This is a genomic window from Cohnella sp. (assembly GCF_041641335.1).
Lineage (GTDB): Bacteria > Bacillota > Bacilli > Paenibacillales > Paenibacillaceae > Cohnella.
Window position 1 is genome coordinate 1 of record NZ_JBEPYQ010000016.1, and the last position, 14,842, is coordinate 14,842.

Below are 14,842 nucleotides of genomic sequence, written 5' to 3' on the forward strand. Positions count from 1 at the left end.
ATTATATCCATTATAGCACATACGTTCGTTTTTCTCACAACAAAAAGGCATCGATTCATCCCCGACTTACACATTCATGTTGAAGTCGGAGTCTTCTCGACAAAGCTGATAAAGCAGCTCACATCAAGTTCAGCGGGTGCGGAATTCCATGAGACGGTAATCTGCAGCTCGTTCCCGGGGTTCAGCGACACGTTGCCGCCAGTCACGAGCGTGGATGTCGAAAGGATCATGTTCGCAGCTCCTCCTAGCCCATGTTTATATTCCAACATTATACAACACAATTCGCTAGATCAGAGAAGTAAAAAAGATGCACCTCTCTCGAGATGCATCCCATTCGCTTAAGTTGGTCGCATAGGTGTCTCCTTATATCCTTTCATAAAGAATGCCAGATCACTAGCGTTTCATTAATGTTATCTGAATTTTCGAGCGAGAACCAGCCTAGGACCAGCTTTCGACGCAGCTGACAAATCGCACCAGAAAACTGCAACATACCAACTAGTAGGTTTAATTCTGGAGGGGACACACGATGATGATAGACCCGAACATTCCGGAGAAAAAGAACAAGTTGGTGAATGCTGCCCTTAAGCTGATGCTTTCCAAAGGATATTACGCCACGACTGTCGATGACATATGTGCGGAGGCCGGCGTCACGAAGGGAATCTTCTTTCATTATTTTAAGAATAAAGAAGATATCGGGAGAGCGACGCTGGGCCATTTTGAAAAGCTGCAAACTCACCTGCTTACCTCCGCGGATTGGGATCGTAATGCCGATCCTTGGGAGCAGCTAAACCGCTACCTGGATATTTTCGTTCTTCTTGCGCACAACCCCGAAGCTCCCGAGAGTTGCTTAACGGCGCTCATGACGCAGGAACTGGCGACGAGCCATTCCGAATTCCGTGCGTTGTGCCAAGAAATATTCGCAAGCAACGCCAAGCCGTTGAAGGATATTCTCGACATGGTCATCGAGAGATACCCGCCTCTGACTCGCGTCGACTGCCAGCAGCTGGCGGATCATTTTCTGGCCGTATACCAAGGCTCCCTCATTCTCGCCAAGGCGAGGCAAGATCGGACAGTACTGGTACAGAATGTGGAACATTTCCGAGCCTATTTGTCCGCATTGTTTCATCGTGATATTTGAGATCTCCCACCCATTCGGCGCGCAGCAATGCGCCCTTTATCATAGATTTGTACATACCAACTAATTGGTATGAAAATCCCTCAGGAAGTTGTGATTCGCATGAAATTGAAACAAGGACAGAAAGCGCCGTTGTTCTCAACGCCAGATGCGCTCGGCTACACGATCGACTTGAACGCATACCAAGGGCATAAGGTGATGATCTCCTTTTACCGGTTTGCTTCATGTCCGTTCTGCAACTTGAGAATCCAACACCTTCTCAAACAATAGGCGTTCGACGATTTCGACTTCGACCGGATCGCACGCTATACGGAACACGACCTTGTCCGACTGCTCAGGGACGAAGGCATCGTCCGCCATCGCGGCAAGATCGAGGCGGTTATTAACAATGCACGGCGGGCGCAGGAGATCGTCATACGAGAAGGTTCACTGGCCGCCTTCATCTGGCGATACGAGCCGGACAGAAGTCAGCTGGCGAAGCCGCAGACCGTATCGACCTCGGCGCATTCGATCGCGCTGTCGAAGGAGCTCAAAAAACAGGGCTGGAAATTCGTTGGGCCGACCACGGTGTACGCCTTCATGCAAGCGATGGGGTTGATCAACGATCATGTCGAGAACTGCTCGATCCGGATAGAGGTTGAGCGCGCACGTCAACATTTTCAGCGTCCAGGGAATGGGTTGGCAATCGTTAAGCGCATCCAGTCCCAATTTGGTACGTCGGATGACCTCACTGGGGTTCATTGACTTAAGTCAATGAACCCCTCCCCCGGTGCAGGTTACAATAGGAACCATTAAGGGGGGCAAGCAAATTGATCAAACTTACAAATGACCAAAACGTTCAACGCACATCGGCGATCGCCGCAGGCGTTTCCTTGTTCATCATGGCCATTGCAGCAGCGTTCTCTTATGGTTATGTTCACACTTCGCTTATCGAGAATGACGACGCCTTGATGACACTGTCAAACATCCAGCAATCAGGCTCGCGGTTTGCATTCGGGATTCTAGGATGGCTAGTGGTTATCCTCACGGATCTGCTTGTATCATGGGCTTTTTATGTATATTTAAAGCCCATAAATCATGAATATTCCTTATTGGCTGGTTGGCTTCGTCTCATGTATACGGCCATTCTCGCAATTGCCGTCTCACATCTTGTCGTTGCCGGCCGTATCGCGCAAGCAGAAACTCCCCCGTTCAACGAATCAATCAACGGAATGGCCTCTCAAACGATGTTATCGATTACAGCTTTCGAATCCATCTGGTCATTAGGATTGATCCTGTTCGGGCTGCACCTGCTGGCCATCGGTTTCATCGCTCTATCGTCTCGGCATATTCCCAAATACGTCAGCATCATGATTGCGATCGCAGGCTTCAGTTACGTGATCGTCCATGTGATGGACAGCTTTTTCCCCCAACTTGAACCTATCGCATCATCGCTGGAAACCCTCCTAAGCATCCCCATGATCGTAGGTGAATTAGGCTTCGGCATCTGGCTTTTGATAAAAGGAAGAAAACGGTCTCATCCGATCGATGAACAGCCTTAAGACCGCTTATTCAAAACGCTTCTTGATGCGGCTAAGCGATTCGGGCGTAATTCCCAGGTAGCTGGCCAATTGATATTGAGGCACTCTGTTGATCAGATCCGGTCTACTTTTCAATAGGGACTTATACCGCTCTTCCGGGGTTGCGGCAATAAAGGCGGCAAATTCATCGCGCACCTCTCCCAGATTTTCTTCGATCATTTTGAGGATCATTTTCTCCAGTGCGGGGTGCATGTCATACATGACTTGCTGCGTGGATAGATCGCCGACGACCAGAACGCAGTCTTCCACGCAACCAAGAGAATATTTGGATGTTTTATCGTCGGCATGTTGGTTAAAAATCGCGACTCCCTGCATTTCCGTAAAAAATTGAAAGGTTGACTCCTTGCCGTTCTCATCCGATGCATATTGCCGAACGCAGCCCTGTAGAACAAAGTAGCATTTGTCGGGGATCTCTCCTTGCCGCAACAAGATCGTTCCTTTCTTGAAAGCAGCCACAGGGATCTCTTCTACGATCCTCGCAAGTTCTGCCTCGCTAAGATCGGTAAAACGCTTTGCGTATTTGATTAGGATATGTTTCATTCAACCCTCTCCATTGAATTGATAATTTCAGTATATCACTGGTCAGTCAAAAGTTTTTCATAAGGTTCACCTTATTATCTTAGAGCTAATTTGAAGGAGCTGTCCCGCAGGTCAAGTTTATGACCTTTTGGAACAGCTCCTTCCGCCGTCCGATTCAACCGAAACGAATCCATGCCGCCGTCTTGTCATCGGCGACCTTCAACCGCGTATACTTGCCTTGCTGAGACTCGTCGTACTCGTTCGCGATCAGCCAGTCGACGTAGCCGGCCAACCCTTTCTCGTCGATCAGCGCCACCATGTCGGCCATCGCCGGAGCCGGCTCTCCCGCCTTGCGGGGAAGGAACAAGCCGTCGGTCACGAGCAGAAGGGAAGCAAGCTGGATGCGATTGAGATAACCATGCTCGACGTAGCGCTCCAGAGCCGGATCGCCGTTCAGAATAGCGTAGCCTTCCGGGGTGTTCGTCTTCAGCCGATTCGTCTTGATAACCTCGTACACGCGGGCGCGCACCTCCTCCGGCGGCAGTCCCTCCAGCGTATACTTCTCCCACAGCAGCCGGGAATTCTCGTCGAAGTGGTCCACCTGATCGTGCGTGACCGTGCGCACCGTACCGTCCTTGTACACCGCGATCAGCATACAGTCGCCCGTCTGCGCGTACTCGATCTGATGCTCCCCGATGCGAACGACGGCGATTCCCGCCGCCCATACCGCTTGCTTGTCGTCGGCATCCACTCCGCGCTCGATCATCTCCGCCCGAATGCGTTCGTTGGCCTGCAGCACCAGGCTCCGCAGCGACGCGTCCGAGCTCTCGGTCTCTTGGAACACGCGCTGCGCCGTACGGGAAGCCAGATATCCTCCCGTCTCGCTGCCGTCCGCGCTGGCCAGCGATGTCGCTCCGTCCAATACGCCGTAAATTCGCCCCTTCTCGTTCACAATCAATGCGTCTTCGTTCCACTCGTTGCATCCCTGCACCGACAGATGTTCGATTTTCACCTTTCATTTCCCCTTCCGGCCGCTAATGCCTCAATCTATTCCGCAGCGCTTCCGATGAGACGGCGGGAGAAGACTCCAGCCATTCCTGATCGCCGCTGTATTTATTCCACGTATTCTCGTCGTCGACGGTCGGATACTTCACGGCGAATCGGTCCTTGAGGCGCATAATCGCGTTCTCCCTCTCGGTCAGCTCGCCCGAGCGCAGCAGGCGTTCGGCGACGTCCCCCCGGGCGGGTACGAGCGAGGCGTCCCGCATGAGTCGGTCCTGCACGCTCTCTTCCAGCATGTACCCGACGCATTCCCACGCGAGATCCTCGTTCCCCGCGCCGGGAGCCAGCACGGCAAGCCCGTTGATCTCCGGAAGCAGGTCCGCCTGCCCCGGTTCCCCCGGAAGCGGAACAATACCGAATTCGAACTTGCCTCCGATATACTTCTCCAGCGTCGGCCTCTTCCTGGACGTCCCGAGCAGCATACCGGCTTTCCCGTAAATAAATTGGCTCATCGCCAATTGGTGCTGAAGCGGAGGGGTGATCCGGTCTTCGTTCAGGTACTCCCTCCACCGCTCGAAGCTTTCGTATATCCGCTCTTCGCCCCGCCCTCCGAGCGAAGGATCGTAAGCCATATTCATGTGATGCCAGGCCATATTCGCATCGGCGACCAGTCCCCAAATATCGGGCAGGCCATCCTGGTCGATATCCTTCGTGAGCGCTTTCCCTGCGGTCGCGATCGCCGGCCAGTCCCGCAGCGTCTCGCTCTGCTGCGCGGCGCTGAACAGATTCCGATTGTCGTAGAGGACGGGCACGCTCCCGCCAAGCGGAACCGCCCACGCGATTCCTTGATTCGAGAAAGCCGCCGCGAACGGTTCCGATACCCGTTCCCACAGCTTCGAATCGATCCGCTCGCCGGCCGGAAGCATCGCCCCTCGGTTGACGAGCTGCATCACGCCGTACGTGCTGGCGATCTCCGCGATCTGCGGCGCCGCGTTGGCGGATACGGCCGTCAGCAGTTCCTCGTACAGCGTTCTCCACGAACGGAACACCCGCAGATTGACATTGACTCCCGGATGCTCCTCCTCGTATCGGTCGAAAAATCCGGCCAGCTCCTCGCTGTAGATCCAGACGCTCAGCGACCGGGATTCGCCCGTCTCGCGTTCCGAGCTGGACCGCTGGCTGGAAGTTACGATCATATAAGCGGCTGCGCAGCCGACGATTAACATAAATCCGACGAGCAGGCTGAATCGCTGTTTCATCTCTGTTCCCCTAACGCGCGTTCGTTATGGAACCCAGTATATCACACGATTACACGTTCATTTCCTTGCGTCCGGATACGAAGTAGGCAATCAGCAGGGAGACCAGGGTCGTCAGCGACAGAATCGACGCCAGCGCCGCGCCCGTGCCGTAGTTGGACGTGAACACTTCGCTGTAGATCGTCACCGAGATTGTCGCCGTCGCCCCGAAGTAGAGCACGATCGTCGAACTCAGCTCGTTGATCGTCGTGACCCAGCTCAGAATGGCGCCCGATGCGACGCCCGGAACCATCAGCCTGGCCGTCGTCTTGAAGAACGTCTTCGCCGGCGGCACGCCAAGGCTGATCGACGCCTCTTCCACGTTGCGATCGAGCTGATGCAGAATCGCCGTGCTCGATCGGATCGTATAAGGGATTTTTCTGACGATATAGGCGATGACGAGAATGATCCAAGTGCCGGTCAGAACGATCGGCGGCTTGTTGAAGGCGATGATCAGACTGATCCCGAGCACCGTTCCCGGCATGACGTACGGCAGCATCACGATGCTGTCCATCGCGGCCGTCAGCTTCGACTTGCGGCGCACCAGAATATAGGCGACCAGCATTCCGACGACGACCATGATGACGATCGAGAGGATCGAATACGTGTACGTGTTGATGATCGCTTTCGGCACGCGGAACAGAATTTCCCGGTAGCTGTCCAGACTGAACCCTTTGTGGAATACCGGCCCCTTCTTCTTGATGAAGGAGGTTACGATTACCGTCGCCTGCGGGATGATGGAGACGCTGACGACGGCCAACGCTCCCAGCGTCAGCAGAAACTTCGGCAGCGGTCGGAGCTGCTTCACCTTGGGCGTGCGCATGCCGGACATCGCGTAGTTTTTGCGCGAGACGATATACCGCTGCGCGAACAGAATCATCGTCGTGCACAGGATAAGCACAACGCTGAGCGTGCTCGCCATCGCCGCGTTGCCGCCCATTTCGCTGATGAACTGCTCGTAAGCCAGAATAGGCAGCGTTTTATACCCTTGCCCGATCAGCATCGGCGTACCGAAGTCGGCGAACGAGGCCATGAACACCATGAGCGCTCCGGCCGACAGCGTCGGGAAGATCAACGGCAGCGTCACGGTGCGCAGCCGTTTCCAGGCGGACATGCCGAGGCTTTCCGCGGCTTCCTCCAAAGACGTATCGATCGTCTTCAGCGCTCCGGATACGTACAAGTAAATATGGGGATAAAGCTGCAGTGTAAATACGAACACGATGCCGTGCATGCCGTAGATCGACTTGATATGAATGCCGATATCGCGCAGGAAATTCGTAATGAACCCGTTGTTGCCCAGCATCAAAATCCACGAGTACGCGCCGATGAACGGCGGAGAGACAAGCGACATAATAATCATAATGTGCATGAGTCCCTTGAAGCGGACATTGTAACGCGTCGTGACGTAAGCCATCGGAACGCCGATCAGAATCGCGAAGAAAGTCGCCAATCCCGACACGGCGAAGCTGTGCCAGAGCGCATTGCGGAAATACTTCAGCGTCGCGAAATCAATGTAGTTCTGGAACGAGAACACGCCGTTCTCGTCGTAGAAGCTCGTCGCCATCAGCGAGAACAGCGGGTATACGATGAACAAGGCCAGGAACACGTAGACCAGCAGGGTCACCCATCCCCAGAAATCCCATACTTGCAGACTAAGCCGTTTCCAGACCGGCGCTTGAATCGTCTTGGCTTGCACGGTATACGGCCTCCTTCCCCGTCTCGTCGAAGATGACCGCCCGATCCAGGCGAAGATCGACGAACACGCTCATCTTCTCCCGCAGCATCCGGCGCGGCTCCACCGAATGAACGGAAGCCTCCAGCTTCTGCCCGTCGGCCAGGCGAATGCCGTAGCTCACCTTCTCGCCGAGGAAAGTCACCGTCTCGATCTCCCCGGCCAGCTCCTCCTCATGCCCGCGCTGCACGGACACGCCGATGTTCTCCGGCCTTACGGAGATCAGAACATCGCCTTCGTATGACGAAGTCAGCTTCATCGTCTTCGACATGCCCTGAACGCCGATCTTGGCCGACCCGGTCGCCGCATTGTACTGGCCGCTCGTTCCGCGCACGAAATTCGACGTTCCGATAAAGTTGGCGACGAAGCGGTTGGACGGGTAGGAATAAATTTCGTGAGGCAGGCCGATCTGCTGCACGCGCCCTTCGCTCAGGACGGCGATGCGGTCCGACACCGCCAGCGCTTCCTCCTGATCATGCGTCACGTAGATCGTCGTAATGTTCAAGTCCTTCTGAAGCTTGCGGATGTCCGAGCGCATCTTGACCCGCAGCTTGGCGTCCAGGTTGGACAGAGGCTCGTCCATCAGCAGCAGGCTAGGACGAATGACAATCGCTCTCGCCAGCGCGATGCGCTGCTGCTGGCCGCCGCTCATATTGGAAGGCGCGCGGTCGCGCAGATGGCCCAGCTCGACCATCTCAAGCGCCTCCATGACGCGCTCCTCGATCTCCTTCTTGCTTACCTTGCGCGCCCGCAGACCGTAGGCGACGTTCTCGAACACGGTCATATGGGGGAAAATCGCATAGTTCTGGAACACCATCCCGATGTCCCGATTGTGCGTCGGCACGTCGTTCATCAGGCGATCCCCGAAATAGAGGTTGCCTTCCTCCTGCTTGTAAAACCCGGCAATCGTGCGCAGCAGCGTCGTCTTGCCGCACCCGCTCGGTCCGAGAAGCGTGAAGAACTCGCCTTCCTCGATTTTGAAGTGCGCGTCGTTCACCGCTTTGCTCTGGCCGAAGTATTTCGTAACGTGTTCGAAGGTAACGCTCTGCATGTTGATCTGTCCTTTCGATTCGATAAAGAAAGGAAGGCAACCCGACCTCGATCATCTGTCAGGCCGCCTTCCGATCCGGCGTTTATTTGTCTTGTCCCGTTACGATCCGGGTAAACTTCTTAATGATCTCGTCCTTGTTCTGGGAAGCCCAGTCGAAATCGTAGTCGACCAGCTTAATGTCCTTGGAAGCCGGAATGCCTTGCGTTTCGTTCGCGTCCGTTCTGACCGGACGGCGTTTGAACTCCTTCTGCAGCATATCCTGCACGTCCTTGCTCACGGCGAAGTCGACGAACGCCTTCGCGTTCTCCATGTTCTTGGCGCCCTTGATGACCGCAAGCCCGTCCGGAACGGCGGAGGTGCCTTCCACCGGATAGATGATGCCGACGTTCGCGCCGCCCTCCAGGTTGCGCAGCGCAGCTTCCTCCAGCGTGACGCCGAGCGTGAATTCCTTGTCGGCTACGCCTTTGTAGACCATCGAAGAGCCGCTCAGCATTTTGCCGTCCAGATTGTCCAGGAAGCTCTTCACGAACTCCCAGCCTTGGCCGTCGTCCCGTCCGAACGCCGACAGGAACGTCACGATCTGCGTGAAGGAGGAGCCGGATTTCGCCGGATCGGCGAAGGCGATCTTGCCCTTCCATTTCGGGTCGAGCAGATCCTGCCAGCCTTGCGGCTCCTCGCCCTCTTTCACGAGGTCCTTGTTGTACATAATGATCATAGGAAGCGCCGAGAACGGCGTAAAATGATTCGCGCTGTCCTTATAGGCGTCGCCGATGTTGGCCGATTCCGTCGTCTCGTAGACTTCGAAATATTGGCCGTACGCGGCCAGGGATTCGGCTCCGCCCCCGAAGAAGACGTCGCCCAGCGGATTGTTCTCTTCCGCTTGCACGCGTTTGAGCAGCTCGCCCGTTCCTCCGGAGATCAGCTCTACCTCGATGCCCGTGCGCGTCTGGAACTCTTTCAGAATCGGGTTGTTGATCTCCGCCTGGTTAGGAGAATAGATCGTCACCTTGCCGCTCAGCTTCGCCGCGCCTTCCGAACTCGCGCTGCTCGCGGACTCGGGCGCTTTGCTCGCCTCCGGGCTTGCGCCGCCTTTCGAATCGTTCGAGCCGCATCCCGCCAACAAGCTGACTGACAGCGCTGTCGCGACCGCGCCGGCGTACCATTTCTTTCTCATGTCGGACCCTCCTCATATCGTGTCCCGCTTGGGATAGCTCTACTATACAAGCCCCCTGGCAGCGCTCTCAATGCGACAAAATTGCAGGATCGTTTAATATTTTGCTGCGATCGCCTCCAAAGATTGCTGCAAATCTTTCGACACTTCCGTCAACCGTTCCGCCAGCTCCACCAGATTGGCGCTCACTTTCAGCTGCTCGGCGCCAAGCGATGCGACCTGCTCGCTATAGGCGGACGATTGCTCCGAAGTCGCGCCGACCTCGCCGATCGCGTCGCCCAGGGTCCGCTGGGCTTCGGTCAACTCCGCCCTTACCTCGGCCATGTCGGCGAGCTGGCCGCGGAACCCGTCCATCCTCCGGCCCACCTCTTCGAATATCGCCTCCGATTCCTTGGCCGCTTCCAGCTGGGCCAGGAACAGCGGCTGCGCTATGGCGAGCAGCGAGCCCGTCTCGCCCGCTTCCCGTTCGACCGCGTCGGTCACGCGCCCCGCTTCGTCGATCGAAGCTTTCGAGCGCTGGGCGAGCATGCGAATTTCATCGGCGATGACCGAGAAGCCCCTACCCGTTTCCCCCGTTGAACGGGCGGACTCGATCGATGCGTTGAGAGCGAGAATATTCGTCTGCTTGGACAGGTTCTCCAGCATTCCGAGAATGCCCCGAATATGGCCAGCGCTCTCTTCGAAACGCGCCGCCCTCGCGGCCAGGGAACGAACGATCCCCTCCGCTTCTTCCGTCTTGCCCGCCAGCTCGCGCATATATTCGGTTCCTTGCGCGCTCACGGCCAGCACTTCCTCCGCCGACCGTTCCATCGCCAGGCTGGACTCCTCGACCTGCCGCATGCGGTCTTCGATGCCCTGCGCCTGAAGCATGCCGCGCTCGGCCTCCACCGCCAGATTCGACGCGCCCTGGGCGATATGCTCGGTGGCGGTCGCAATCTCCTGCGCAGAGGATTCGGTCTGCTTCGAAGACAACGACAAACTAAGCGCATGCTCGTTCAGGCGGTCCGCGGAACCGCGGGTTCGGCCGACAAGCGCGCTTAGTTTGTCCATCATTTCGTTATACCCGTCTCCGAGCTGGCCGATCTCGTCCTTCCGGCCCGACGGCATGCGGCCGGTCAAGTCTCCTTCGCCGCTCAGCTTCATAAGCCGGCTGAGCTTCACGATCGGCTTGCTGATCATGCGCGAGAGCAGATAGCCCGTTCCGGCGGCCAGTCCGAGCGACAGCGCCGCGACGATCAGCGTCATGCGGAACAGCTTATCCACCGCCTCCAGCAGAACCGATACCGGAGTCATGGAGACCAGCTGCCAGCCGACGCCCGGCATTCGGCGCTGCACGACCAGCTCCTCCGATCCGCCCGCCTCTTGGCGATACTCCGCCGCGACGGTCTCCGCGGTCTCTCCCGTTTCGTATCGCCCGCCCAGTCCGTCCTCTTGCGTATCCGCGAATACGCGAGCATCGGCATCGGCCAACAGCGCCCGGCCCGCTCCGCTGTCCAGCAGCTCGGCGAGCAAGTCGTCGATCAGCCCCGCCTTCAGCTCGATGAGCAGCACCATGCTTTGGCCGCCCGCCGCGGCCGCATCGACTTTCCGCGCGAGAGTGAATACCGGTTCCTTCGCGACGCCCGTCTGTCCGGCGGCGGAGACCGGCATCCAGATCGTCTGGCTTCCGGAATCCCAGATGTGCCGGTACCAATCCGAATTCCGCTGCTCCTCGGTAAAGCTGAAGGTCACGGTCGAAATCGAGCGCCCGCCCTCCGCCTCCGGAAGCAAATAGAGGGCGCTGATTCCCGGATTGGCGTACGTGTAGCTGTTCAGCTTATCCGTGATCGTCTGTCCCGCTTCCAATCTCGTCTTATGGTCGCCGCTCGTGGCCATCGCGGCCAATCGGCTTCCGATATCCGGGTCGCCCGCGATCTGCTTGGCCAGCTGTTCGTAAAATCGAAACCACAATTCCAGCTTGTCGCCCGTCTGTCCGACCGCCGTCGTCGCGGACTGCGCGGCCTGCTTCTTCACCGCGTCCGCCGAAATCACGTATGAAGCGAAACCTACCGCCCCGACGGCCAGCACGATGCAGCAGACGAAGCTGGCGAACAATTTGACGCCGATCGATTTCATCTTGATTTTCCCTCCGTTTACTCGCAGTGTTGCGGTTCGCCAGAAGTATAGACGGGGCCGCCGGCGCGGGCAACGGGAGAAAATTGCATAATGGTCGATTATTTTATCACTCGGAACGACGTTGGACAGTTAACCGATCCCGAACCTGCTTCGGTATTCGGACGGCGTGTCCCCGGTATATTTGCGGAAAATTTGGCTGAAATAGCGGGAGTCCTGGTAGCCGACCGCCAGCGCGATCTCGTACACCTTCTCGTCGGGACGCAGCAGCAGCTCCTTGGCCTTCTCCATCCGCAGCTGCGTCAAGTATTCCACGAAGCTGACCCCCGTCTGCTTCTTGAACAGGCGGCTGAAGTTGCTCTCGCTCATCGGGATCGAACCCGCCACTTCCTGCAGCGAGATGTCCTCCTGATAGTGCTCCTCGATATACCGGATCGTCTGCCGCAGCTCCGATTTCAGGCTATCGATATTCGGCAGCTCCGTTAATCGCGTCGCGGGACTCGGAGCGATTCCCGTGTGCGCGGACAGCCTTCGCTCCGCTTCCTCATAGGCGGAGGACAGCTCGTCCAGCGATTCCCGCGGCTCGCTCCAGGCGGTCAGCAAGCCGTCCCGGCTCCCCACGGAAGAGCCGAGCTCCGCGGCGAGCGCAGTCCACTCTTCTTGCGGCGCCCCTTCGCCCAGCAGAACGGCGAGCTTATCCCGCACGCGGGCAAACGTAAGCTCCGTCTCGTACAGCCGATCCTCTGCCGCCGCCAGCCGTTTCTTCTCCTCGGCCCCCCGAGCGCGGCGATCGAGCTCCACGATCGCGACGCGATATGCGCCAAGCGCCAGCGCTTGCTCCCCGAGAAGCTCCTGGAACAGCTCCCTCTCCTTGTCTCCCGCACTGTCCATCAGCAGATCGTAGAACAGCTTGCTCGCCACGATCGTGCCGCTGTCCCTGAACCGGGTCTGGCTCAGCAGACGCTCTACGTGATTGCCGGCTCGGCGCTTGCGCACCTTATCTCCGACCCTGCGAATCACCTGCATCAGCTCGTCTGGGTTGGTCGGCTTCAGGACGTAATCGGCCGACCCGATCTTGAGCGCCCTCTGGGCGTAAGCGAACTCGTCGAATCCCGTCAGGAAGACGATCTCCACCTCCGGCAGCATCCGAACCGCCTGCTGCGCCATCTCCAGCCCGTCCATGCCGGGCATGCGGATGTCCGTCAGGATGACGTCCGGCCTCGTCTTCTCCAGCAGCGGCAGCGCGGCCCCGCCGCTGTCCGCTTCGGCGACGATCTCGCATTGCAGCTCCTCCCACGGGATCGTCGATTTCAACCCTTCCCGCACCAGCCATTCGTCCTCAACGATCATTAGCTTGATCAAGTTCCTCACCCGCGCTCTCTCTTATCGGAATAGTGACTTTGACGACCGTTCCCGCTCCGGGGGCGCTGCGAAGGCTCAATCCCGCCTCTTCTCCGAAATACAGCTCCAGCCGCTTGCGCAAATTGCCCAACCCGATCGCCGTATTGCCCGATTTCGACGAACGGTACGCGCTCCCGGATTCCAGCTGCCTTAGCTGGTCCTCGCTCATGCCCGCTCCGTCGTCGGTCACCGTGAAGACGACCTTGTCCTGCTCCCTGCGGCATTCGATCCGCAGCGTCCCCATTCCCTCTTTCATCTCCAGGCCATGCGTAATGGCATTCTCGACGAGCGGCTGAATGAGCAGCTTAAGCGTATAGTAGGACAGCACCTCGTCGTCGACCTCGACGACGACGTTCAGCTTGTCCCGGTAGCGCATCTTCTGCAGCAGCAAATAATTGCGAATCTGCTGCATATCCTCTTCGATCGTAATGAAGGGCTGCCCTTTGCGAATGCTGAACCGCAGCAGTTCGCCCAGCGAGAGCACCGTCCGGCTGATGTCGTCGATCTTGTGAATGCGCGCCATCCAGTTGATCGAATCCAGCACGTTGTACAGAAAATGCGGGTTAAACTGAGCCTGTATCGCTTTAAGCTCGGCTTCCTGCACGCGAATCTGCTTCTGGTAGTCCTGCTCGATCAACGTGTGCAGCTGCGCGACCATCTTGTTAAAGCTCCGGCCCAACTGGCCGACCTCGTCGTCGTACTGCGTAGGGAAGGTCACGTTCAGATTCCCCGTCTCCGCCTGGCGCATCAAGCCCCCCAGCTTCCTGAGCGGCCTCGTCACGTTGACCGACAGCACGATCGCCAGCCAGATGGACAAGACGATGCCCGCGATCATGATCAGCAGCGTCAGATTGCGGATAACGGCTCCGTCCTTCGTGAGGGAGCTGACGGGAACGACGGAGATCAGCTTGAACCCGGTCACCTGGGACGTATCGTAGACGACCATCTGCGCCTCGCCCTCCGCGTCCGTCGTGCGGAAATAGCCCTTCGTTCCCTTGGATACGCGCGACGCGAAAGCCTCCGTCAGCTTGGCGCCGACCTGATGCTTGGAAGGGGAGCTGGAGATGACGTATCCGTTCCGATCCGACAGATACATCTGGCCGCCCGGAATCTGCTGCGCTTTATTGTACTTGTCGGCCGCTTCGGCTTCCCCGATGTCGATGACGACGTAGCCGAGCGGCTCGTTCGAATTGATGTCCCGGATCTGCCTTCCCGCGCTGAGCACGACGCCGAAGTCCTCCGTCTTCTTCATCGCGTAGTGAGTGTCCCAGACGACGTTCCCTCCCGACAGGCGGGCGATGCGGAACAACCCCCAGTTTTCGTTGTACTCGTTATACTCCCTGGGCAGCAGCTCGCCGGTGAAGTACCGGTCCCCGTTCGTTCCCAGCAAGTAAATCTGAATATCCCAATTTTTGAACCCGATGAACGATTCCAGAATGGCCTGTATCCGTTTCTCGTCCCGATGCTTCTCCTCCGGCCCGCGGTTTCCGTCCTTGGCGAGAACCTCCTGCACCTGTTCGTTCCCGTAGATGTACATGGACAGCTGCTCGATATCCTGAACGAAGTAATCGATGCTGTAGTTGACCTGGGACAGGCTCTCCAGCAGCGTCTGGCAGACCTTGTCCAAAATCATGCGCGAAGATTGGGAATAAGAGAACGCTCCCAAGACGCCGAGCGGAATGATGGCCAGAAGCAGGAAAAAGACAATCAGCTTGTGCTTCAGCTGCATTCCGAGCAAATACGCTCGCCATTTCGACGGCATTCGACGCGCCTCCTCCCATTTCATTCTTATACTAACGATTTCGCCGCCGATGGACAATGGAAATTGACTCTTGCGGCTTACC

13 protein-coding genes and 1 pseudogene are annotated in these 14,842 nt (G+C 57.4%); 4 read left to right on the plus strand and 10 right to left on the minus strand.

Annotated features, from left to right (window positions below):
- Positions 1-74 precede the first annotated feature (74 nt).
- Positions 75-230: a hypothetical protein gene (locus ACESLM_RS07130; RefSeq protein ID WP_372630870.1), complete on the minus strand. Its 156-nt coding sequence runs from the start codon at positions 228-230 to the stop codon at positions 75-77.
- Positions 231-526: 296 nt separating this feature from the next.
- On the opposite strand from ACESLM_RS07130, the gene ACESLM_RS07135 reads away from it, so the two are divergent.
- The 4 genes and pseudogenes from ACESLM_RS07135 to ACESLM_RS07150 all read left to right on the plus strand — a co-directional run bounded on the left by ACESLM_RS07135 (position 527) and on the right by ACESLM_RS07150 (position 2,676).
- A complete protein-coding gene (locus ACESLM_RS07135; protein WP_372630871.1) occupies positions 527-1,138 on the plus strand; it encodes a TetR/AcrR family transcriptional regulator in 612 nt (203 codons plus the stop codon).
- Between the two features lie 99 nt (positions 1,139-1,237).
- Complete coding sequence (locus tag ACESLM_RS07140) at positions 1,238-1,405, plus strand: redoxin domain-containing protein (protein ID WP_372630872.1); 168 nt, start codon at positions 1,238-1,240, stop codon at positions 1,403-1,405.
- Between the two features lie 12 nt (positions 1,406-1,417).
- Positions 1,418-1,879 (plus strand): annotated as a pseudogene (locus ACESLM_RS07145) (DNA-3-methyladenine glycosylase I); the annotation flags it as partial.
- A gap of 65 nt (positions 1,880-1,944) precedes the next feature.
- Positions 1,945-2,676 (plus strand): DUF4386 domain-containing protein, encoded by a 732-nt coding sequence (locus ACESLM_RS07150; protein ID WP_372630873.1) that lies wholly within the window; start codon positions 1,945-1,947, stop codon positions 2,674-2,676.
- 6 nt (positions 2,677-2,682) lie between these two features.
- On the opposite strand, the gene ACESLM_RS07155 is transcribed toward ACESLM_RS07150, so the two are convergent.
- The 9 genes from ACESLM_RS07155 to ACESLM_RS07195 form a co-directional block, all read right to left on the minus strand.
- A complete protein-coding gene (locus ACESLM_RS07155) occupies positions 2,683-3,255 on the minus strand; it encodes a Crp/Fnr family transcriptional regulator (protein ID WP_372630874.1) in 573 nt (190 codons plus the stop codon).
- Between the two features lie 154 nt (positions 3,256-3,409).
- Entirely contained in the window at positions 3,410-4,246 is an 837-nt protein-coding gene (locus ACESLM_RS07160) for a protein phosphatase 2C domain-containing protein (RefSeq protein WP_372630875.1), read from the minus strand.
- 22 nt (positions 4,247-4,268) lie between these two features.
- The gene (locus tag ACESLM_RS07165; RefSeq protein WP_372630876.1) at positions 4,269-5,495 is read right to left on the minus strand and encodes an ABC transporter substrate-binding protein; all 1,227 of its coding nucleotides are present in this window, start codon (positions 5,493-5,495) and stop codon (positions 4,269-4,271) included.
- A 49-nt stretch (positions 5,496-5,544) separates the two neighbouring features.
- Complete coding sequence (locus ACESLM_RS07170) at positions 5,545-7,227, minus strand: ABC transporter permease (protein WP_372630877.1); 1,683 nt, start codon at positions 7,225-7,227, stop codon at positions 5,545-5,547.
- On the minus strand, positions 7,184-8,314 hold the full coding sequence (locus ACESLM_RS07175) for an ABC transporter ATP-binding protein (RefSeq protein ID WP_372630878.1): 1,131 nt from the start codon (positions 8,312-8,314) through the stop codon (positions 7,184-7,186). The genes ACESLM_RS07170 and ACESLM_RS07175 overlap by 44 nt, the downstream gene beginning before the upstream one ends.
- An 82-nt stretch (positions 8,315-8,396) precedes the next feature.
- Positions 8,397-9,488 carry an ABC transporter substrate-binding protein gene (locus ACESLM_RS07180; protein ID WP_372630879.1) on the minus strand — a complete coding sequence of 364 codons (1,092 nt, stop codon included), beginning with the start codon at positions 9,486-9,488 and terminating at the stop codon, positions 8,397-8,399.
- Positions 9,489-9,581: 93 nt separating this feature from the next.
- Entirely contained in the window at positions 9,582-11,600 is a 2,019-nt protein-coding gene (locus tag ACESLM_RS07185; protein WP_372630880.1) for a methyl-accepting chemotaxis protein, read from the minus strand.
- 129 nt (positions 11,601-11,729) lie between these two features.
- The gene (locus tag ACESLM_RS07190) at positions 11,730-12,968 is read right to left on the minus strand and encodes a response regulator (protein WP_372630881.1); all 1,239 of its coding nucleotides are present in this window, start codon (positions 12,966-12,968) and stop codon (positions 11,730-11,732) included.
- A complete protein-coding gene (locus ACESLM_RS07195) occupies positions 12,937-14,760 on the minus strand; it encodes a cache domain-containing sensor histidine kinase (protein ID WP_372630882.1) in 1,824 nt (607 codons plus the stop codon). Before ACESLM_RS07195 ends, ACESLM_RS07190 begins: the two co-directional genes overlap by 32 nt.
- Positions 14,761-14,842 lie beyond the last annotated feature (82 nt).